This is a genomic window from Arthrobacter sp. CAN_A212 (assembly GCF_015752345.1).
Taxonomy (GTDB): Bacteria; Actinomycetota; Actinomycetes; order Actinomycetales; family Micrococcaceae; genus Arthrobacter_D.
This window is the reverse complement of record NZ_JADOUT010000014.1, coordinates 18,586-41,126: the sequence shown is the minus strand read 5'-3', so window position 1 is coordinate 41,126 and position 22,541 is coordinate 18,586. Positions and strand designations below refer to the sequence as shown.

Here is a 22,541-nt window from a genome sequence, read left to right as displayed (position 1 = left end):
GCGAGGAACGAGCCAGCGGAAATCTTTGCCGAGCCGGCGGCAGGGAGCCGAAGGCCCCAAGCGCCAGATGAGTCAGTCTGCCATGGGGATCCGCACTCCACGCTCCGCCGCGACGTCGGACGCGCGCTGGTATCCGGCGTCGACGTGACGGATCACCCCCATCCCGGGGTCATTGGTGAGCAGCCGTTGAAGCTTCTCGGCGGCGAGCGGCGTCCCGTCGGCCACGGATACCTGGCCAGCGTGGATGGACCGGCCAATGCCGACCCCGCCGCCGTGGTGGATCGACACCCAGGTGGCGCCCGAGGAAGTGTTCAGGAGGGCGTTGAGAAGGGGCCAGTCCGCGACGGCGTCGGATCCGTCGGCCATCGCCTCGGTCTCCCGGTAGGGTGAGGCCACCGACCCGGAGTCGAGGTGATCGCGGCCGATGACGATCGGCGCTGATACCTTGCCGTCGGCGACGAGCTGGTTGAAGAGGAGCCCGGCCTTGGCCCGGTCACCGTAGCCGAGCCAGCAGATCCGCGCCGGGAGGCCCTCGAACTCGACCAGGTCGCCGGCGGCGTCGAGCCAGCGGTGCAGGTGGGCGTTCTCGGGGAACAGCTCCTTCAGTGCCGCGTCGGTAACGGCGATGTCGGCCGGGTCACCGGACAGTGCCACCCAGCGGAACGGACCCATGCCCTCGCAGAACAGCGGCCGGATGTAGGCCGGGACGAAGCCGGGAAACTCGAACGCCCGCGGGTAACCGCCCTGCCGGGCTTCGTCACGGATGGAGTTGCCGTAGTCGAAGACCTCGGCGCCGGCGTCCTGGAAACCGACCATCGCCTCGACGTGGTGGGCCATCGAGGTCTGCGCCTTCTTGGTAAAGCCGTCCGGATCGCCCTTCGCTTCCCGGTCCCACTCGTCGATCGACACGCCCTCGGGCAGATAGCTCAACGGGTCATGGGCGGAGGTCTGGTCGGTGACGATGTCGATGATGAGCTCTCCAGCTAGGTGGCGGCGCAGGAGCTCCGGGAAGACCTCGGCAGCATTGCCAACGACGCCGACCGACAGGGCGCGCTTGCCCTCCTTGGCGGCCAGCACCTGACGCAGGCCGTCCTCAAGGTCCGTGGCGACGACGTCAAGGTAGCGTTTCGCGGCGCGGCGCTCCAGCCGGGACCGGTCGACGTCGACAATCAGCACCGCACCACCGTTCAGTTTGACGGCGAGCGGCTGAGCACCACCCATGCCGCCGCAGCCGGCGGTCAGGGTCAGCGTCCCGGCCAGCGTGGCGGTCGGGGACTTGAACAGTTTCCGGGCAATCGCCGCGAAGGTCTCGTAGGTCCCCTGCAGGATGCCCTGGGTGCCGATATAAATCCAGGAGCCAGCGGTCATTTGCCCGTACATCATCAGGCCCTCGGCTTCGAGCTTGCGGAACTCGGGCCAGGTGGCCCAGTCCCCCACCAGGTTGGAGTTGGCCAGCAGCACCCGCGGCGCCCACGTGTTGGTGCGGAAAATGCCCACCGGTTTGCCCGACTGCACCAGCAGCGTCTCGTCATCCTCCAGGTCCTCCAGGGACCGGACGATCGCGTCGTAGGCTTCCCAGCTGCGCGCGGCACGGCCAGTGCCCCCGTAGACGACCAGGTCCTCGGGGCGCTCGGCGACCTCAGGATCGAGGTTGTTCATCAGCATCCGCAGGGGTGCCTCGGTTTGCCAGCTCTTGGCGGTGAGGGTGGTGCCACGGGCGGCACGGATGGAGCGGGTGGGGTCGTGCTGGGTGAATGAGGTGCTCATGCGGATTCTCCGTCGATGGTGAGGTGTCCCGGATGTGTGGGGGTAGTGGACGTGTTGAGGATGCCCGATGCTTCGGCGGCGACCAGTTGGCCGAGGATTTCCGCCTGGTGCTCACTGATGCGGTAGCTGGGGACCACCACGCTCAGCGAGGCGGCGATCCGGTCCCCGATCATGACGGGGGCGGCGACGGCCGTGACGTCAGGTTCGACGCCGTTGCGGACCACCACGTAGCCACACGCCGGCGCCTCCCCGGCAAGTACCCTGCCGGCGGCAGTGCCGGTCAGCGGGATGCGCCGGCCCACCCAGCTGGTGTGCCTGACCGAGTGTGTGCCTTCGCGGACGGCGATGTAGATGCCGTGCCCGTCGTCAGCGGGGACGTTGAGGTAGGCGGACTCCCCCGTGCCAGCCACCAGCCGGTCCAGCGCAGCACCGGACAGCGACACGAGTGACTCGTGGCTGAGTGCCTGGGCTCCGAGCTGGACGATGCGCATGCCGGGCCGGTAGCCGTCGTCGTCCTTCCGGACGAAACCAGTGGCTTCCAGGGTGCGCAGCAGACGAAGTGCGGTGGAGGCTGAGAGCGACGCGTCGCGGGCGGCGTCGGCCAGGCTGACCGCACCCCTTTCGCAGACAGCTCCCAGGAGCAGGAGCGCGCGTTCGACGGTGCGGGTCGATGCATCGGCCATTCGGTGCGCCTCCTAGAGCGGGTGATTCGGTGCGTGGGTCTTGCATTGCAGGACGGAATGCATTTCACTTATTGAAACGCTCTTCTCATTCATTGGCAAGACTTCTTGTGAAAGCGGGTCCGCAGGTGGGCAGCACTCAGACCGTCAACGTGGGCGTCGGCGCCCTCCGGCCCGACGACGTCGTCACGGTGGCACGGCACGGCGCAAGGGTCGACCTCCTTCGGGAGTCGATCACCGCGATGGAAGCCTCCCGGCGGGTGATCGAGGACCTCGTGAACGACCCGATGCCCCACTACGGCGTGTCCACCGGCTTCGGCGCCCTGGCGACCACCCATATCCCGGTGGCACAGCGCACCCAGCTGCAGCGGAGCCTGATCCGCAGCCATGCCGCCTCTTCGGGCGCTGAGGTGGACCGGGAGGTGGTCCGCGGGCTGATGCTCGGACGGCTCTCCACGATGGCCACCGGCCGGACCGGCGTCCGCCCCCTCGTGGCACAGACTTACGCGGCGCTCCTGAACGCGGGGATCACCCCGGTCATCGGCGAATACGGCTCGCTGGGCTGCTCCGGCGATCTGGCACCGCTGTCGCACATTGCGCTTGCCCTGATGGGCGAGGGTGACGTGCGCGACGGCGACGGCGTCCTCCGTCCCGCCGGCGAGGCGCTCGACGCCGCCGGAATCACCCCGGTGGAGCTCCGCGAAAAGGAGGGGCTGGCCCTGATCAACGGCACCGACGGCATGCTCGGCATGCTGATCCTGGCGTCGGCTGACCTCCACCGCCTGTTGAAGACGGCCGATCTCGCCGCAGCCATGAGCGTCGAGGGGCTGCTCGGCACGGACGGCGTGTTCGCCGCTGACCTCCACGCACTGCGCCCCCATCCGGGCCAGATTTCATCGGCCGCCAACATCCGCCAACTGCTCGATGGGTCACCACTGACCCAGGAACACTCTGCCTCAGAGCTCAGCGCCCACCGCAGCACCCGGGTCCAGGACGCGTACTCGCTGCGCTGCGCTCCGCAGGTGCATGGGGCCGCCCGCTCCACCCTCGCCCACGTCGAGTCGGTAGCGGCCATCGAGCTGGGCTCCGCCATCGACAACCCGGTGGTCACCGTCGACGGCCGGGTCGAGTCCAACGGCAACTTTCACGGCGCCCCGGTCGGTTACGCGCTGGACTTCCTCGCCATCGCCGTCGCCGATGTGGCCTCAATGAGCGAGCGCCGCACCGACCGGTTCCTCGACAAGGCCCGCAGCCACGGGTTGAACCCCTTCCTGGCGCACGACCCCGGGGTCGATTCCGGACACATGATCGCCCAGTACACGCAGGCCGGGATTGTGTCGGAGCTCAAGCGGCTCGCAAATCCAGCGTCAGTGGATTCGATCCCCTCGTCGGCCATGCAGGAGGACCACGTCTCCATGGGGTGGGCGGCCGGGCTGAAACTCCGGCGCGCCCTGGACGGCCTGACCCGGGTCCTGGCGATCGAGATCCTGACAGCCGCCCGTGCGCTGGACATGCGCGACGGCGGCCTGGCCACCTCACGCAGTGCAGTGGCCATCCATGCGGCGCGGGCGGTGGTCCGGAACGTGGTTGATGGACCGGACACCGACCGCTATCTCGCACCCGAGATAGAAGCGGTGCGGGTACTGGTCGACAACGGCTCACTGGTCACCGCCGTGCAGGACGCCCTGGGCGGGCCCCTGGCCTAACCCGAAGCGCCGGGTTGCTAGCCTTGGGACATACCCGCCAAGGAGATCCACCCAGTGAGCGTCGCCCCAATACGCAAGCCCAAACCCCAGTTCATCCTGACCGTTCAGCGCACCGAGTGGTTGTCCCCGGCCATGGTGCGGGTGGTTGCCGGCGGTGACGGGTTCGCCACGTTTGGCCGCAATGACTTCACCGACCGGTACGTGAAGATCCACTTCGCCAAATCCGAGCTGGGGCTGGTGCCGCCGTACGACCACCAGGTACTCCGCGCCACACTCGACCCCGCCGACCTGCCGGTCACCCGGACCTACACCCTCCGGTGGGTGGACTACGCTGCCCAGCAGCTGGCCATCGACTTTGTGGTGCATGGCGACGAGGGCCTCGCCGGACCGTGGGCGGCGTCGGCCCAGCCCGGAGACACCCTGGTGGTGACCGGACCCGGTGGCGGCTACTCCCCCAACCCGGATGCCGACTGGTACCTATTCGCCGCCGACGAAACTGCACTGCCCGCGGTGGCTGCGGCGCTCGAGTCCCTGCCTGCTGACGCCGTCGGGCTGGTGTTCATCGAGGTGGAGGGGGAGCCCGACCGCCTCGATCTCACCGCCCCGTCCGGTGTGGAACTCGTCTGGCTGTGCCGTCGCGGGGCGACGGCGGGGACCCTCCTGGCCGCTGCCCTCCAGCAGGCATCCTGGCGTGAGGGCCGGGTGCACGTCTTTGCCCACGGCGAGCGGGAGTCAATGAAGCAACTGCGGGATGTGTTCTTCGTCAAGCACGGCCTGGAGCGCAGCCAGGTGTCGCTGTCCGGCTATTGGGCGCTGGGCCGCACCGAGGACCGGTTCCAGGCGGAGAAGCGCGAACCGGTCGGCAAGATCCTCGACTGAGGTCCGCGCGCCCCCACACCGGTTAGGTGGCCGGTAACGGGTCCGGCCGGGGCCTGCGCTGCAGCCGACCCATCACCGGTTCGACCAGGCGGGCAGCAATCGGTCCGAGGACCGCTGTCAGGAGCACATAGGCGGTAGCCAGGGCAGCCAGCTCGCCGGTGATCGCCCCCGACGCGACGGCCAGGCCGGCGATCACGATCGAGAACTCACCGCGGGCGATCAGGACGACGCCGGCCCGTGCCCGCCCCAGCCGTCCCACGCCGTGCTGGCGGGCCGCCCACCAGCCGGTGGCAATCTTGGTGATCGACGTGATGAGCACCAGGAGGATCGCGATCCCCAGCACCGGGGGGATGGTTGCCGGATCGGTGTTGAGACCGAACACCACAAAGAAGATCGCGGCGAACAGGTCGCGCAGTGGTTCGAGGAGCCGGGTGGCGTTCGTCGCGGTGGCCCCCGAGATGGCGATTCCGAGGAGGAAAGCCCCCACGGCCGCCGATACCTGCATCGCTGCCGCGACGCCAGCCACCAGGAGTGCCGAACCGAGCACCGTGAGAAGGAAGACCTCGCGGTCCTTGCTGTCCACAATCGCCGAAACCACGTTCCCGAACCGCAGGGCGATAATGAGCACCACCGTGACCACCACCAGCGAGATTCCGACCGCCTGCATCCCGCCGGCGAAGCTGGCGCCGGCGAGGACTGTGGTCAGGATGGGCAGGTACACGGCCATGGCGAGGTCTTCGAACACCAGCAGGGACAGGATGACCGGGGTTTCCCGGTTGCCCAGCCGCCCCAGGTCGGTCAGCACCTTCGCCACAATTCCCGACGACGAAATGTAGGTGACGCCGCCCATCACCATGGCACCCACCGGGCCCCAGCCGAGGAGCAGCGCCACTACGGCGCCGGGGGTGAAGTTCAGGACAATGTCCAGGACCCCGGCGAGCCAGGATTGCCGGAGACCGGTGACCAGTTCCTTGGCCGTGTACTCGAGGCCGAGCATGAGCAGCAGCAGGATCACGCCGATCTCGCTGGCGATCTCGCTGAACTCGTTCAGCCCATCCAGTTCGATGAAACCGCCGTGACCGAAGAAGAGGCCACCGAGAAGGTAGAGCGGGATGGGTGAGAGGCCGATCCGTCCGGCCAGCCGTGCCAGGATGCCGAGGCAGAAGAACACGGCCCCCAGTTCGATCAGCGTCAGCGCACTACCGGCCTCCAAGCCGGAATCAGCCGCCGCCGAGGATTTCGGCGGCCGCTTCCAGGCCCTCCGACGTTCCGACGGCGACCAGCAGGTCCCCGTCCTTCAAAACGAAATCGGGGGTTGGCGACGGCTCGACCTTGCCGTCGCGCAGCGCCGCCACCACTGATGCGCCGGTGCGGGTTCTCATCCGGGTATCGCCGAGGCGGTAACCCTCGAAGGGTGAACCGCGGGTGATAAGGAATTGCCGGGTGTTCACCCCCGGTAGATCACGGTGCTCCTCGGTCAACTGGGCCACCAGTTGGTGGGCGCCGAGCAGGTTGCCGAGGGTTGCTGATTCGTCGGCCGTGAGCGGGATGGACACCAGACAGGCATCCGGGTCGTCCTGTCGGGAGATAATGAGCGCGGTCTCGCCGTCGCGCTGTGTGACTGTTCCGATGCGGCGCCCCGACGACGTCACAATCTCCTTGCGTATACCGATTCCTGGTAGCGGCGTTTTGTCGACCTTCATGGCTTAATCCTAGACCTTGTCCGCGACATTCCACCCGCAGGGAGTGCCGAGTGATGACCGGCCCGATCCGCCCAGAGAGCGGGCCGGTTGCCCTGAGTCTCCACTTACCGGGATAGTGGGTGGGTGCATGAGCATTGCGTAGGAAAGGCGCCGAATGATTGAGATCCTGAGCCCCAGCGAACTGACCCGAGCCAGGGACACCGGTGCCCTGGTAGGCGAGATTCTGCAGACGATGAAAAGCCGCGCCACGGTCGGCACCAATCTGCTGGACATCGACGCGTGGACAAAGACGATGATCGCCGACGCCGGGGCACAGTCCTGCTACGTGGATTACGCACCCTCCTTTGGAAGCGGCCCGTTCGGGCACTACATCTGCACGGCAGTCAATGACGCGGTGCTGCACGGCCTCCCCCACGACTACGCACTCGCCGACGGGGACCTGCTCACGCTCGACCTGGCGGTCTCCAAACGTGGAGTCGCAGCGGACTCGGCAATCAGTTTCATCGTGGGTGACTCGCGCCCCGCAGAAAGCGTCGCCATGATCAGCACTACCGAAAAGGCCCTGCGTGCGGGGATCGCCGCGGCCGGCCCCGGCGCGCGCATCGGCGACCTCTCGTATGCCATCGGGACGGTGCTCAGCGACGCCGGATACCCCATCAACACCGAGTTCGGTGGCCATGGCATCGGGTCGACCATGCACCAGGACCCCCACATCCCGAACACCGGGCGGCCGGGTCGCGGCTACGTGTTGCGCCCCGGACTACTGCTCGCACTTGAGCCCTGGATCATGGCGGACACCGCCACCCTGGTGACCGACGCCGATGGATGGACGCTTCGCAGCGCCACCGGCTGCCGGACCGCGCACAGCGAGCACACGATCGCCATCACCGAGGATGGGGCCGAGATTCTCACTCTTCCCCGCTGACGGCGCGAACCGCTGACAATTGTGCACGTGAGGGTGCGGTGCAGGTGCTGACGCCACTAGCGGTGTACCTAGCGGCGCACCGGCCGCCGTAGCGCGATGGTTTGCTCAGCGCTTCGGCCATCCGGGGAGCCCAGCCCGACGGTGATCCGCTCCGGGACCGCAGGGCTGTACACCCAGTATTCGCCAGCCCGCCCTGGATACCGCCCCACGAGGGTCCTCGTGGAGGCTGTTGTCGGGTTGGCCACCGGCACATCTTCCAGAAACATGTCAATCACCACCGGCCGGGGCCGCCGGCCCGGGAACGGAGTGATCACCCGGGGCTGCAGGGTCACGCGCAGCCGGAAGGAACCGGCGGGAGTGGCAACCGGTGGCGTGTTGCTCGTCCACTCGGCGAGCGCGCCTGCGAGGGGTTGACGGCGGGCAAGGGCTAGCCCGGTCACCTCCGGCGCAGGGAGCAGTGCCCCTGGTGGGACGGTCACCGTTTCGGTGGTGGTCCGGCCGAGGGGGTCGGTGATTGTCACACTCACCTCGACGGTATCCCCTGGATCGTCGCGACGGAGAAGTGCCCGATAGCCGGTTCCGGCACCGCCTACGCCCTCGATCCGCCAGAATCCCGACCCTGTCGCTGGCTCCACCTCTGTTACCAGGCCAAGCTGCTCGGACGAGTTGATCAGCGTAGCGCCTGGCGGGACGGTTGCGGACACGGTGATCCGGTGGGTGCCGAGCGGACTGCGGGTGGCCGGTGCGCGGCTGGTCCAGCTGACCACGGCCTCCCCCGCACCCGCTGGGCCGGGTAAGAGATCGAGGGTGGAGAGGTCAGGGGGGCCGGCTGGGGGAACCACCACCCACGCGACCGAGCTGGCGTCCGAACGGTCCCCGAGGACGCCCCGTGACGGGTCGTCACTGCTCCAGGCTGTCGCCCGGTACCAGACGCGTTTCCAGGAACCGGTGGGGACGTCGAAGCCATCAAGGGTCCGGATTCCTCCGCCGGGTGCCGGTCCCGGGCCGACTGTCCACCCGGGGGTGCCCGCCGACACAGCCGCCACGGGCGGCCCCATGGTCCCGAGTGTTGCGACCGCCTCGTCCACGCGGACCCGGTGCAGTTCCACCCGGGTCACCGGTGCGCCGTCGCGAGCGCCCACCAGCACCCGCGTCTTGTAGATTCCTCCCTCCTGCAGCGCATGGAGTTCGAGGGTTGGCGGTGCCGGCCGCGACCGGCGCGGGATGGCATAGGCAAACCACTGGTCGGCGGCACTGGAGCCGGACGGCCAGGGCGCCTCGATCTGGCCGGCACTGACCCCAATGACCACGAAGACGTGGATGTCCGTGGTACCGCGAGGCAGGGTCACATCGGACGAGGTCCCGGTGATCAGGGTGGAGTTCCGGCGGGTGAACGCTCGCCGGGACGGGTCGGCGTTGAACACGCCCTTCATCGCCTCGAGCCGCTCGGACAGAGTGGTTTCCAGGTCCGCTGGGGGCAGTCCCGCGGTCTGCCCCAGTTTGGTTTCAGTGGACTCGTAGATTGCGTAGCCGGCGACCGATCCGGCAGCCGACCAGGAGAGCCGCGCGTGTGATTCCCCATTGGCGTCCGGGAGGCTACCCAGTGCAACCGTGGGGAGGCTGTCCATGATGACCACCGGAGGGCGGGGATCGGAGGTCGTGACGACACTGGGATCGGCGGGCCAGTCCCCCCACCGGTGCGGTGCAACACGTTCCCGCCCAACGGCCCAGAGTGCCAGCCCAATGTGCCCCGACGCATCGAAGTCCAGGGTGAAACCGGGAACGCGCAGCCGGTAACGCCGTTCCCGCTCCCCCTGCCCGGCGGGGCCCATTGGCACCACTGCGTCGCCCGCCAGATTAAGACCTGTCAGCGGCACCCCGGCGTGCTGAGCCTGGTCCCCGGTGAACTCGACGTCGACAAATGCTCCCCCACCACCCAGGCTGCGCTGCATCCTGGCGGGCACCGAGGTATCGGGCGGCTTCGCGCCGTGCAGCGGGGCGGCGAACAGTCTGCCGGCAAACCTGATGGTCTGTGGCCCTCTGGCTGAGAAATCCCACAGGAACTCAACCTCCAGTTGCCCGGAAACTGGGCTTCCTGCCGTCGGGCTGCCGACTGCCGTCAGTGCGGCGCTGACAATTCTTACGGCGTCAACTGCCGGTTGACTGACTGCGGCGCTGGCAGACCGCCACTTGCTCCACAGCCCGTAGAGATCCTGGTGTGCCACCGAGTAGGTCGGTGAGATGCTGCCCGGATCGGGTGGGATCGGAATCTCACGGTCCACTGCCGAGATCTTGTGAGGTGCCGGATCACCCTCCACCTGGGCATCGTTGATCACTCCCGGCAGCCACCCGCCGCCGATCCGAGGAGGGAGCAGCGACGACGCCGCGAGGTCCCCAGGTCGGGACAGCCGGGCGAAGGCGTAACTGCGGGGGCGGGCCAGCGGGGTGACCGGTGGTCGCTCCCACCCCGTGCGCAGGGAGGTCCGCCAGGGTAGGTCCCTGGCTGCCGGGCGCAGATACCCCATTTTCTGGACCGTCTGGCCGGCCGGAGCCAGGGGTGCGATTCCCGGCTGCGGCGAGGGAATCACCGCCGCGTAGGTGCGTTCGGCCGACTGCCCATCGAGCCCTTTTTCGTAGGTGGCGGTCACCAGGAAGTCGTAGCCGTTGCGCTCGCCGTGATCGTCCTTCGGGAGGTCATCGGGCCCGTACGCGGTACCCATGCCCAGCGCCAACGCGGCATAGGGATCGGTTCCGGCGGCGAGCAGGGTCATCCCCCAGGGTGAGACCAGGGAGGTGGTGGGATCGCCCGGCGCGGTGCCGCCACTTGAGTTGGCGGGCGGCGGCATGGTCACGGCGATGGTTCGCCCCGCGTGGTCCCGCGGCGGGTGGGAGTTGGAAATGACCGCGAGGTGGTGCACCAGCGAGTCGTTCGCGTCAGCGATGACAGCTCTGAAGTCAGGCTCCTGCCACCCCGGCGCGGTGATTCCGGCAGCCAGTTGCGGGTCCCAGCCCGACGACGGCGCGCCCCGCTCCAGCCGCTGCTCCGCGGCGGTGACGGGGTCGGTGAGCGCTGGCACGGAGCCGGATCCGTCGACCAGCATGCCCTGCAGGTGGCTGCCGTAGGACGTCCCCGTCCACCGTGCACCGTCAACAGGGAGTCCCACCTGCTCCAGCTCCTCCCAGCCCATCCCCTCGTCATACTGCGACAGGTCGGTGCCCAGGAGAGATTCGATGCTGATGCCCGGGTCTACCAGCAGGCCGTCCATGGCACTGGCGCCGATCCGGACCGTTCCAGCACCGGGTTCAAAACGTCTGACAGCCACGGCTCCGGAGGTGCTGGGCCAGCCGGCAAAGGCGTAGATGTAGCCGGCGCTGCCCCCCAGGGACAGCGCCACTGTCACCAGCCGGGCTCCGGGCCAGGTCACCAAGGTGCGCCCACCGAGCGAGGGGATGACAACTGTGCGAAAGTCCAGGTCGGTGAATTCCGACCGCATTGTGGCCCGGCGCCACACGCTGAAGGGTCGGCTGGGAATGCCGATCTCCTGATTCGGCAGCCACCGCAGCTGCACGTTCGCCGGTCTGACCTTCAGGGTGCGCGAATACTCCTTGAGCCCGCCGAGAGCGCGGGCGTGCACTGCCCAATTGATGGCGACGCCCTCGGCTTGGAACCGGCGTGGGTTGAATACGTAGCTCATGATCGGTCGGTCTCTTCCCACGGTGCGGTGGTGAGCAATAGGTCGGCGACGGAATAGGCAATGTCGGCGGCGGTTGGCCCGTCGAGATACGTCTCCGGTTGAGCCAGACGGTCAAGAACCAGGCTTAGCCGCTTGCCCCGGGATCCCGCTTTGAGGGAGATCAGTGCCCGCTGGCCTCCGGGCGCCTGGACAATCCGGTCCACGATGGCGTCAGGGCTGGCTCCTTCTGCGAGTTCCAGCCACCTGCGTTGCACCATCGTGTAACGGCGGTTCCCTGCTACCGCCGAATCCACCTCTTCGACCGCCACCGCCCGGCTTCGCCACATGGGCTCTGATGCATCGAGCAGCACGGCTGCCGGCTGTGGGATTGAGCCAGCGGCGGCCGCCGTTTCCCAGAACACCACAATCTGGCCCGATCTGGGCACTCCCATCGGCTCCAGCCCCGCCAGGGAAAGCGCCTGATCCAGTTCGGCGCCCTCCGGCGGGCGGGCAGCGAAGGAAGCGGCGACGTTCTGGAGCGCGCCCGGCGCGGCGTACCGGTGCGCAATCCTGGCGTCGGCAAAGGATCCGCTGAACTCGTCGACGGTGGTAAACGCTCCGGTGCTGAAGGACCGTCGCCAGATCACCTCCCCCTGCGCGCCGTCCGGCGACGTCAGATCGGCGATTTCCACATCCATGATGTAGTCGGTGTAGCTCTCGAGTTCAACTCCTACTGTCACCACCGAGTGCCTCACCCGCTCCTCGTCCACCGGGATGCAGCTGCCCGTCAATACCCCGGCGAGCGCCTGCTCCCAGGGTGAGAGGACCGCCGCCGCGACGAGGTCCGGGTTGGTGTCTGCTCCGGGTGTCCAGGGAAGCAACACGAGGGGGTGGGCAAAGCCGGGCTTCGCCTGGATAGGCCGGAAGGCGGAGGAGCGAAGCCGTACCTGGAGCCGCTTGCCATAGGCGGCAAACATCCTGACCACGTTGGTGGTCCCGAAAATGATCCTGATCGGTTCCCCGGTGGGGAAGTGCTGTTCACCTTCCTGGGGGGTACTGCCGAGAATCCAGGGGTCGAGCCGGCGGGGCGGGAGGTTGTCGGTCCTGAAGAAGAACTCCTGCGGGGAGCTGGGCACGTCGGCTGCCGGCCCGTCGGATCCGTCCGGGAGCACCGGCCGTGCCTGCACCGAGTAGCCGACAGTGGCGCGGTAGACGGTAGCGGGGTGAAGCAGGGCGTGGTCGTCCGTGTCTCCACCGAGCACATTGGCGATGGCGCCCTGCCGCGAGCCACGGTCTCTCTGGTCCCAGTCGTACCGCAGGTACTCGGCGAAGGTGGTCAGTTCGGTGCCGGCCACGTAGTAGCCGCGCACGTCGAGGCGTTCATTGATTGCCTCCTCCGGAGGCATCCCGATCTGGACGTGGTCGGCAGCCTCATCGCCTTTCACATCGACGAGGACACCGAGGTAGCCCAGACGGGCCATGGCGGTGGCCTGCTGACGGAGCAGAAACGCATCACGGGACCAGGGGCCGGCAACATCGGTCCACCGCGGTGGAAGGCTGGTGGCTGCGGGGGTGACGGGTTCCCTGGACAGCTCGTTTTCGTCGGCGTCGTACGTGCAGACCACCAGCCCTCCCTCAAGCAACTCCCTGCGCACCAGCAGGAACAGCACTGCTTGCGCGAAAGGGCCTGTGTGCAGGACGACGGCATTGTCGAGGGGGCCCGGCTGGAATCCTGTTGCTTTCCACCCCTCGTGAATGTCCTGTTTCCGCTCATCGTCCCCGTGGTGCATCGGTTCCCGGGCGTCATAGACGGGTGCGGCGAGCGCCCGGGAAGAGCACTTCGCACGGCCCTGCTCGATGGGAACGCCATCCAACAGTTGCGCCCGGTGGACGGTAAGATCCGGATCCGGCTTGGTGATCAGATCGCCCCAGTCGATCCGGGGCAGCACCGTGTCCTCCGGTTCCTTCCCGCCGATCGCGGCGAGGACCGGGTTCTCGCCGTCGTCGGTACCTGCCGGGATCGAAGCGGTCCGGTGAGGATCGCCGCCCTCGGGGCAGGAGACGGCCAGGCCCTCCACCTGGGCCGGAACGACGGCGAGCAGGCTATCCACCGAGAAGTCGCCCGAGCGCCAGCGCTCGGTGACGGACAGCTGCGTGGCGGGGGGTGTCGAACGATGGCTGCCCGGCGGGTCGGGCCACGGCGTCCCGGCAAGATGCCAACCGGCGTCGGACGGCCCCAGGGGTTCGCCCAGGAAAGTGAACAGAACCGACGTCGGCGGTGCAAGGGGGTCGCAGATGGTCCCCCAGCTGTCCGTGACTGACTCTTCGAGGGTGTACCCGGTTTCGACGGCCTTGGGGGTCCCTTCGGGGAGCCAGCTCAGCAGGGCAAGCTGCGCCGACAACGCGGTGTCGCCGCTCTTTTGCGCCCACCACGTGGCGGGCGTCGATCCGTCGGTGAACCCGCCCGGCAACACGCCACCGTCGTCGGGGTCCACCGCGTCCAGCGTGACCGAGGTAAGGGTGAACTTGTAGGAGGCAGACCCCTTCTTGACCCACCCGCCGGGTGCAACCCCGGTACTGCCTGCCAGCACCTCGCCCTTGAACCGCGTCGCTGGGTCGGGTACCGGCGGCAGGTTCATCATCAGCACGGGAATAGCGTCCAGGGGCACTCCCATTCCCGGGTTCAGGTCCGCGAGTGACTCTGCGGCGTCAGCCAGGCCACTGTCGATGGGTTTGTCGACGCCGGAGCCCTGGACCAGCGCGGGCGATCTGCCGACGAGTTTGAGCATTTCGACAAGGGGTGGTGGCGGCGGGGTCTGGATCACCGTTTCGCCGAGTTCGAAGGTGACGCAGCCCTGTACCGAGAAGAACAGGAACTTCACCCGGCCGCAGATCTCACCGCTGATGCGGGACACCTTGGCCGGGTTGCCGCCGATCATCTTCTCCCCTACGAAGACCTCAAGCTTGGCCCACGCGCTCACCTCGATGATGAAGAGGTGAAGGCTTCCCCTGACGTACAGGATGCCGGCAAGGCAGAACGGGTCGAAGCCCACGACGGCGTCGAAGCCTGCGGCGAGTTCTGCGTAGAGACCGCTGCTGCGGTCTCCCCATTCGAAGGAAACATGAAGGCCGGTGCCGATGGAGAAACCGTAGACCTCCGGCAGGTTCTCCAGGGCGAGTCCGTTGCCGGAAATCATCAGGTACCCTGTGCCGTCGAAGACTTCCAGAATGTTGGCGTGGATGGGGCTGCTTTGCCGCCCGAGGTACAGGTGCCAGTCCGCAACATCGGTGAAGTTGAAGAAGGCTTCCACTGGGATGTGGAGTTCCAGCAGTGGGGAGATACTAAAGTCGATGGAGATCCCGATGGTGAGGGTCCCACGCCCCATGTCGAGGTCGATCACAGCGAGGAAGACACCCTCCGCGTTGCCGCCGAGGGCTGGCATGACAGCCAGGAGCTTCGCCTTCATGATCAGCAACAGCCGCGGACCGGGTAGCTCCAGCATGATCAGACCCTTGAGGTTGAAGATCACGCTGCTGCCCATGGTGCCGAGGATCGCGCCGACCCCGAATGCCCAGGCGTTTACCTCAGGCTTCCAGAACTCCACGTTCAGGGGGTTGCCCCCGGTGGCCCGGAGCCAGGCCAGCGCGGGAGCCATGTTCGAGGTGTCGATACCGGTCATGTCGCGGGAGTAGTTCATGGCGAACAGCCCCATGAACCCGTAGATCCCGATGCCGCTCTGCCCCAGCGGGATGGCGACCGGGAACTCCACCTCAAGGGTCACGATCACCCCTGTCGCTGGTCCACCCTCCTCAACGCTGATGTTGGCCACGCCCACTCCGGCCGCGATCCGCACCGATACCGGGACAAGTGTCAGGTCCAGCTGCCCTTTGACTTCGGTCTGGCTCAGCTCGAGATACCCTTTTCCGGCCAGGGCGCCTGGAATGTCGATGGAGGCTCCGAAGGCGGTGATGGCGAAGGTGAATGGTTCGAAAGCGACGCGCAGCCGGGCGCGATCAATGCTGACGACACCCAGGTCGACGGCAAAGCCCAGGTCGATCTCGAAGATCAGTGGATTGTTGCGGGCCACCCGGGCGCCGAGTACCTGGAGGAGCTCGCCAAGCGGTTCGGCGATGTTGAGACCGCCGGGACCCGACACGTCGATCGAGTAGCCCTTGGAGGCGTCGAACACGGGGCGGAACTGGAACGGTTGCCCTGCGAGGCCGTCGCCCAATCTGATTCCGACGGCCTTGTAACGAACGGTCAGCGGGGCTTCCCTGGTGATGGTCACGAGGTCGAAGATGTTCATGGAGATGGCAGCTTCGATGTCGAAGAGCACCACCAGTTCGTTGGCTCCCGGGACAGCGTTCAGGAGGACTTCGCCACCATGCCACACCACCCGTTCGGTCTTGACGATCCGCGTGGCAGCGATTGCTGCCGGAATGCCGAGCATCGCTGCTGTAACGCCCATCTGGGCGATCCCGCCCTCGTTGGCGACGGCCCCGGCGGTTTCAGACAGCAGCGGCATCAAGACAACTGTTGCACCGAAGAAGTCCAGCCCGAATTCCGGGTCCTGCAGCGGTTCCCCGGGGCGGATCCCCCACAGGTACAGGCCGTCGGTGTCTTCGGGGTGCGCCCCGTACTGGGCGGTGATCTTCACCGAGCCGACAGCCTCATCGATTTCGATCAGGAAACGGATCCTGATGATGCCGTCTGCGGGATTCCGGCCGATGGCCCGGGCGGCGCTCAGCTCCTCGCGTCCCGGAGTCATTTCACCGGCGAGCCGGTTCTCGGCCGGTGTCTGGATGTCGAACTCGCCAAACACTTCACAGGAGACGAAGGTGTTCCTGACAATCCTGACTACCGTCCCGAGCTTCCGGAACCACGAGGGCGGGTTGGTCCTGGTGCCGGAGTCGGAATCGGGAGTGGTCAGGTCGGTGCCTGGCCCCGTGGTTTCCTCGCGCCACAGTTCGGCGGTGACCAGCGTGTCCCCGGTGGTGACCGGTGGCCAGGTTGCCTCTGCCTTCCAGAAGGTCCGTCGGACGTTGAGGGCTGGCCCCTGACTGGTCCACCCCGCCATGTCGGCGGACGCGGTAATCGAGGGGTTCCGGCCGGCGAGGGCTGGCTCCTGGCACAGTCGTTCAATCCGTAGCTGCAGTGCGTCGGCACGGCGGCGGGCGAGGCGTTCGTTGTACTGGCGCACGGTGGGGGTATCGGCGCCCTCGAAACTGGCGTACCCCCTGATGGTGACGGGGTGGCCGGTGGGAAGCGCGGCGAGAAGTGGTCGGAGTGTGTCGTCAGTGTCGGTGCCCGCCGTCCAGGGTGTGGTGGCTCCGGCATTGGGCGCAGGAGCGGATCGGCTTTGTGCCGAGGCTTCAGCACCGGGGTCGGGGGTGTCGAAACGATAGTAGGCGGTGGCGTTTCCGACAGTGCTTGAGCCGGGCAACCGTGCCTGCACCGCGAAGCGCTGCCCGGGTCCAACCGGGACGGACAGCGTGGGTCCTGTTGTGGGGGTTCCACCGTTGACTCGCCATTCGATGGTGGCCGCAGCTGCTGTGTCCACGTCGAGGGCAAGGACGACTGTCGTCGTCGTGCCCGCCGCAGTCTCGGAGTCGATCCGCAACCGTGGCGACGCGGCGGGTACCGAGCCGGTAGTGGTGCCGAGGGTGCGCAGCCGTGCGTTGGTGCCGCCGCCCGGCACCGAGGCGAGGGCCGACGTCGTCAGCGTGAGGGTGGCCGTCTGTGGGGTGCCGCTTCCATCCCTGACGGTAATGACAATGCGCTGGCTGGCGTCCGCCGAGAGATCAATGTCGGCGACCCTGCCCGTCGCCTGCGCGACGTCGTCGATGGAGATGGTGAACGTGAAGGGCGCCAGTCCGCCGTCGACGTCGGCGACCATCCGGGTCAGCGGTGGCAGGGTGACCGTGCGGGTATCTCCTGTACCCTCCGGTGAGTAGCAGCGCCCGGCCGCGTCGTAGAAGCGTGCGCCGAGTCTGAGCGCACCGGCCCCCTGGTAGGCGACGGTCAGGTCGAAGTCGCCGGACACACCTGAGGTCTCCCCGAATCCAATGAGGAGATTCCTGGCGCCTGCGTCAACGCAGAGATCTCGGGCACCGTTCGGGGCGACGAAGAGTCGGATTTCCGGCAGGTAAAGGCCCTGCCATTCGGCGCCGAGGTTGAGGAGGTCAAGGACAGCGGGAGGCGTGGCATCGCCTGAGAGGTCCAGCAGGCCGGAGCGGAACCCGAACCCCACGACGTCCGTGGATCCGATGAACGCAAACGGGGGCTGCATGGTCACGAAAGCAGCGATCGCTGGGTCGTCGGTTCCCGTGTTACCCAGACCGAGGAATTTGGCGTCGGTGGCGCCGGCTGCGCCGAAGATCTGGAACTCGACATCCGGCAGGGTGAAGGTGACCTCAGGGTTCTGCGGGTCGGGGACCAACTCCCCCGGGCTGGCATGTCGGGCGCCCCTGAGGAAGGGAGCTTTCAGCACGATGTTGCTCAAGCTCAGGTCCAGGGTGAAATCCTCGCCGTCGAGCCCGGGGACCTGCAGTTCAAAAGCGAGGGTGGTGTTGCGGACGTCAATCCAGGAGTTCTCCCCGAAGGCGTCCTCTCCCCCGGCGGTTGCGGCGGGTGTCCAGACCAGCCGTTTACTGACGACGTCGACGCCGAGTCTCAGCCCCGCGGCGAAGGACACCGTTCCGGTGACGGTAATGCCGCCGGGATTGGAGGGGTTCTGCGCATCGTCGACGGTGAATTCGTCGAGGGCGTCACCGAAATCGCCGAGATCTGTGCCATCCCCCAACAGGGGGGTGAGCGTATCGAGTAGTGAAGGCATTGCGTCAACTCCTCAGCGGCTGTCCAAGCACGTCAGAATGAGACGAGTATGGACCCGCAGAAGAAACCCGACAACCGCAACCGGCGGGAATTTTCTTCGGGGCCTGAGGTGTCCGGTGCCGGGCTTCCCGGTGTGGGGCTTCCTGGTTTAGCGGGTGGGGCGCAGAGCATCCACAAGGGGTGAGGTGGTTCCCGCCTCGCCCAGGATCAGCCTGGCCGCCAACTCGGCGATTCCCGACGACGTCTGAAACCCGTAACCGCCCTGGCCAGCTAGCCAGAAGAACCCTTCTGCCTCCGGGTCGAACCCGACCACTGGCAGCCCTGCTTTGGAGGAGGTGCGGAGCCCGGTCCAGGCCCGGTCGATGGAGGTAATCCCCAGGGTGGTTGCCTCGTTGAGTTTCTGCAGGAGTGCGTCCAGGTCGGCGGGGACGGGCTGGGCATCAACGGGTGGGCTCGGCACTGATTCGCACGGCGAGATCAACAGGCCGGCTCCTTCGCGGCGGAAGTAGAAACTGTCGTCGGCCGCCGCGACCATCGGTGTCCCGGGGGCCAGCTCGTGGGTCAGCTGCGCGACGGCGGCGGTCCGGCGATAGGGGCGCAATCCCTGGATCTCGACTCCCGAGACCACAGCGAGTTCGTCGGCCCACGCGCCCGCCGCGTTCACGACCACCGTTGCGTGGATGGCGTGGGGACCGGCGCCGACGCTCCAGCCGTTGCCCATCCGCTGGGCGGAGTGGACTTTGGCGCCGGTCAGGATCGTCGTACCAGCGTCGAGCGCGGTGCGCCGGTGGAAATCGATCAGGGCTTCGGCATCCAGGCCCACCGAGGTGGTGTCGATGCCTGCGGCAGCGAAGCTCTCCGGGCGGAGGTGGGGGCACAGGGCCAGCGCCTCATCCTGGCTGATGGCGGTCATCGCGCCGCTGGAGCGGTCGGCGACGTCCTGCTGCGACCCGACCAGCATGAAGCTGCGCGGGGTCAGAAAGTGCTGCTGGTGTTCCTCTTCAACGACCCGCAGCAGATCCAGGGTGCGGCTGGTCAGCTGTTGCACTTCTGGGGGCCCATAGCTGGGAATGAGCTGCCGGGCCGACCGGGATGAGGCGTGATAGGCAAGATTCTGCTCCGCCTCCACCAGCACGACGGTGCAGCGTCCCGCCAGCTGCGAGGCGAGGGACAGCCCGGCGATGCCGCCGCCCACAATCAGAACATCAGCGTTGAGTGCCATAGCAGCAGCCTACCCGGGCACTAGGCGGCGACGTCGTCGCGGGCGCCGATGAAGGCCTGCACGCAGGCCTCAATGTCCTCGGCGCTGTGGGCGGCGGAGAGCTGGACCCGGATTCGGGCGGCGCCGCGGGGCACCACCGGGAAGCTGAAGGCAGTGACAAACACGCCGCGCGCCAGCATGGCGTCAGCTGCCTTGGCTGCCTGGGCCGCGTCGCCGAACATCACCGGGATGATCGCGTGCTCGCCGTCGAGCAGTTCGAAGCCTTCCTCGGTCATCCGGCGCCGGAAGAGGGCCGAGTTTTCCTCAAGCTGTGCCCGCAGATCGGCACTGTTTTGAACCAGGTCCAGTGCGGTCAGGGTGGCGGCGACGATCGAGGGCGCCAGCGAGTTGGAGAACAGGTACGGCCGCGCCCGCTGCCGCAGCAGTGCCACAATCTCTGCGTGCGCTGCGACGTAGCCGCCCGAGGCGCCGCCCAACGCCTTGCCGAACGTTCCGGTGTAGATGTCCACCCGGCTGGAGACGCCGGCGTGCTCGGGGGTTCCGGCCCCGGTCTCCCCCATGAAGCCGACAGCGTGGGAGTCATCAACCATCACCATGGCGCCATACTGGTCGGCGAGGTCGCAGATGGCTTCCAGCGGGGCGAGGTAGCCGTCCATGGAGAACACGCCGTCGGTGACGATCAGGGTGCGGCGCGCGCCCGCGGCTTCCTTCAGCTTTGCTTCCAGATCAGCCATGTCGCGGTTCGCGTACCGGTACCGCTGGGCCTTGGACAGGCGGATCCCGTCGATGATGGAGGCGTGGTTCAACGCGTCGGAAATCACGGCGTCCTCGGCGGTCAGCAGGGATTCGAAGACTCCGCCGTTGGCATCGAAGCAGGAGGAGAAAAGGATGGTGTCCTCGGTGCCCAGGAACCGGGACACCCGCGCCTCCAGTTCCAGGTGGAGGTCCTGGGTGCCGCAGATGAACCGTACCGAGGCCATGCCGAACCCGCGCTCGTCGAGCGCCTGTTTGGCGGCGGCGATGATGTCGGGGTGGTCGGCGAGCCCCAGATAATTGTTGGCGCAGAAGTTCAGCACCCGCTGCGGGGCGCCCTCGAGGGTGGCCGCCTCGATGTGGTTGGACTGCGGAGAGGAAATCCGCCGTTCGTTCTTGAACAGGCCCGCGCTGCGGATGCCGTCCAGTTCCTCGGTCAGCTGTTCCTGAATGCTCGTGTACATCGCGTTGCTCCTTAGAATCCGGTCCAGTCGAGGACCACTTTGCCGCTGGCCCCGTTGCGTGCGGTGTTAAAGCCTTGCTGCCACGCGGAGGCGGGCAGAATGTCGGTGACGACGCTCGAGATGGCCTGCTGCAGGACGGGGTTGGATTGCAGCATGGCGCTCATGGCGTACCAGGTTTCGAACATCTCACGCCCGTAGATGCCCTTCAGCGTGAGCATGTGGGTGACCACCTTGGCCCAGTCGATGGTGATGTCCGCCGAGGGGAGGCCAAGCATGGCGATGCGGCCGCCATGGTTCATGTTGTCGATCATTTCGGGTAGCGCGGTGGGATGGCCCGACATTTCCATCCCGACGTCGAATCCCTCCCGCATTCCGAGCTGGCGCTGGGCGTCGGCGATCCGGGTGGTGGCTACGTTGACGGCAAGGTCGGCACCCACTGCTAGGGCCAGGTCCAGCCGCGGCTGAAACACGTCGGTGACGGCGATGTAGCGGGCTCCGGCGTGGCGGGCGACGGCCGCGGCCATCAGCCCGATGGGTCCCGCGCCGGTGATCAGCACATCCTCGCCCACCAAGGGGAAGCTCAATGCGGTGTGTACGGCGTTGCCGAAGGGGTCGAACACGGCGCCCAGTTCGGGGGTGATGCCGGCGGGGTGGACCCAGACGTTTGGTTCGGGAATCACCACGAACTCGGCGAAGGCACCGTCGCGCTGCACCCCGACGCTCGCGGTCCGGATACACATCTGGCGTCGGCCGGCACGGCAGTTGCGGCAGGTGCCGCAGACAATGTGACCCTCGCCGGAGACCCTGTCCCCCACCTTGACGTCCCGCACCCCGGAGCCGAGCTCAACCACTTCGCCGTAGAACTCGTGGCCGGGAATGAGTGGTGCGCTGATGGTGCTGGCCGCCCACTGGTCCCAGGACTCGATGTGGAGGTCGGTGCCACAGATCCCGGTGGTCATCACGCGGATCTTGACTTCACCAAGTCCCGGTGTGGGTTCGGGACGGTCGATCAGCTCGAAGCCGGGCTGCGGACCGGACTTGTAAAGCGCCTTCACTGAGGGGTATTCCTTCCACCGGCACGCGGGTCCAGCGTGGTACGCCCTGGCGCGTGCAGTTCATCTCAAGTGGTGCTGTGGCACCCTCGTCAGCGTATCAGCCGGGGTGCGTCTGCTCCGGGGATCAGGCCTCGTCCTGCAGGGCCACGCACATCACCGAAGCGTCGTCTGCGGCCTCGCCAATCTCCAGCTGGGTGATGCGCAATGTCAGCATCAGCTCCTGCGCGCCCTCGGGGGTGCTGACCGCATCAAGGAACGCTTCCGGGCTCACCACCAGGCCAAGGTCGACTGCCCGCCAGGCGCCGTCGGACGCCAGCGCGACCGTGTGGGCGTTCCCCACCCGGACCAGACTGGCCCGCTCGGCGGCTTCGGGTTCCCGCCGGGCCACCCAGATACCCTGTTCGGTGTTCCGCTCCCGTCTCGCCTGTTCATGCTCGGCGCGGGTGCCGGTAGGCTCGCTGATCGGCGTGCCAACGTGCAGGATGCTACCGTCGTCGCGGCGGGCCACGACATGACAGTCGGCGAGACTGAGGACCTGCACGCCTCCGTCGTCGTCGGCCGTGACGAGTGAAACGGCCGCGCTGGGGAAAAAGTGGGATCGGCTGCCCACCAGCCGTTGCCCCAGTTCGTCAACGGTGGCCAGCGCCGCCGCAAGGACAGCACGGGGGTCGGTGGGTCCGGCGTGTTCGGCCAGCGCGAGGTTCAGGACCTGTGCATACCAGGATGGGTTCGAGGCGCCGGGGAGGTCTATTTCTTCCAGGAGTGAGGTGGCGCCGTCGACCATCCAGGCGGCGTTGCCCCGGTATCCGCAGGCGTCCTCCATGACGTGGTTATCGCCCTCGGTCTGGACGCGGGACAGGTGGGTCCAGTGCGACATG

At 67.3% G+C, this 22,541-nt stretch carries 13 protein-coding genes; 3 read left to right on the top strand and 10 right to left on the bottom strand.

Annotated elements, in window-relative coordinates:
• Positions 1–72: 72 nt before the first annotated feature.
• Positions 73–1,767, bottom strand: coding sequence for a urocanate hydratase (gene hutU, locus IWX64_RS11605; RefSeq protein WP_196867287.1), 1,695 nt, complete (start codon positions 1,765–1,767; stop codon positions 73–75).
• On the bottom strand, positions 1,764–2,450 hold the full coding sequence (locus IWX64_RS11600; protein WP_196867286.1) for an IclR family transcriptional regulator: 687 nt from the start codon (positions 2,448–2,450) through the stop codon (positions 1,764–1,766). The genes hutU and IWX64_RS11600 overlap by 4 nt, the downstream gene beginning before the upstream one ends.
• A gap of 125 nt (positions 2,451–2,575) precedes the next feature.
• On the opposite strand from IWX64_RS11600, the gene hutH reads away from it, so the two are divergent.
• Together hutH and IWX64_RS11590 are read left to right on the top strand one after the other, a co-directional pair.
• Positions 2,576–4,153, top strand: a complete 1,578-nt coding sequence (gene hutH, locus IWX64_RS11595; protein WP_196867285.1) for a histidine ammonia-lyase — start codon at positions 2,576–2,578, stop codon at positions 4,151–4,153.
• A 54-nt stretch (positions 4,154–4,207) separates the two neighbouring features.
• Positions 4,208–5,032: a siderophore-interacting protein gene (locus tag IWX64_RS11590; protein WP_196867284.1), complete on the top strand. Its 825-nt coding sequence runs from the start codon at positions 4,208–4,210 to the stop codon at positions 5,030–5,032.
• Positions 5,033–5,054: 22 nt separating this feature from the next.
• Here IWX64_RS11590 and IWX64_RS11585 read toward each other — a convergent pair whose 3' ends face one another.
• Both IWX64_RS11585 and IWX64_RS11580 read right to left on the bottom strand, forming a co-directional pair.
• Complete coding sequence (locus IWX64_RS11585; RefSeq protein ID WP_196867283.1) at positions 5,055–6,245, bottom strand: cation:proton antiporter; 1,191 nt, start codon at positions 6,243–6,245, stop codon at positions 5,055–5,057.
• A gap of 7 nt (positions 6,246–6,252) precedes the next feature.
• Positions 6,253–6,735: a cation:proton antiporter regulatory subunit gene (locus IWX64_RS11580; RefSeq protein ID WP_196867282.1), complete on the bottom strand. Its 483-nt coding sequence runs from the start codon at positions 6,733–6,735 to the stop codon at positions 6,253–6,255.
• 154 nt (positions 6,736–6,889) lie between these two features.
• Here IWX64_RS11580 and map point away from each other — a divergent pair, with 154 nt between their 5' ends.
• Entirely contained in the window at positions 6,890–7,660 is a 771-nt protein-coding gene (gene map, locus IWX64_RS11575; RefSeq protein ID WP_196867281.1) for a type I methionyl aminopeptidase, read from the top strand.
• 68 nt (positions 7,661–7,728) lie between these two features.
• Here the strand turns inward: map and IWX64_RS11570 are convergent, their stop codons facing one another.
• The 6 genes from IWX64_RS11570 to IWX64_RS11545 form a co-directional block, all read right to left on the bottom strand.
• A complete protein-coding gene (locus tag IWX64_RS11570; RefSeq protein WP_196867280.1) occupies positions 7,729–11,355 on the bottom strand; it encodes a hypothetical protein in 3,627 nt (1,208 codons plus the stop codon).
• Positions 11,352–18,170: a hypothetical protein gene (locus tag IWX64_RS11565; protein WP_196867279.1), complete on the bottom strand. Its 6,819-nt coding sequence runs from the start codon at positions 18,168–18,170 to the stop codon at positions 11,352–11,354. The genes IWX64_RS11570 and IWX64_RS11565 overlap by 4 nt, the downstream gene beginning before the upstream one ends.
• A gap of 147 nt (positions 18,171–18,317) precedes the next feature.
• A complete protein-coding gene (locus tag IWX64_RS11560; RefSeq protein WP_196867278.1) occupies positions 18,318–19,391 on the bottom strand; it encodes an NAD(P)/FAD-dependent oxidoreductase in 1,074 nt (357 codons plus the stop codon).
• Between the two features lie 20 nt (positions 19,392–19,411).
• Positions 19,412–20,608, bottom strand: coding sequence for a glycine C-acetyltransferase (locus IWX64_RS11555; protein WP_196867277.1), 1,197 nt, complete (start codon positions 20,606–20,608; stop codon positions 19,412–19,414).
• 11 nt (positions 20,609–20,619) lie between these two features.
• Positions 20,620–21,663 (bottom strand): L-threonine 3-dehydrogenase, encoded by a 1,044-nt coding sequence (gene tdh / locus IWX64_RS11550; protein ID WP_196867276.1) that lies wholly within the window; start codon positions 21,661–21,663, stop codon positions 20,620–20,622.
• Between the two features lie 124 nt (positions 21,664–21,787).
• Complete coding sequence (locus IWX64_RS11545) at positions 21,788–22,540, bottom strand: hypothetical protein (protein WP_196867275.1); 753 nt, start codon at positions 22,538–22,540, stop codon at positions 21,788–21,790.
• Between the last annotated feature and the right edge of the window lies 1 nt (position 22,541).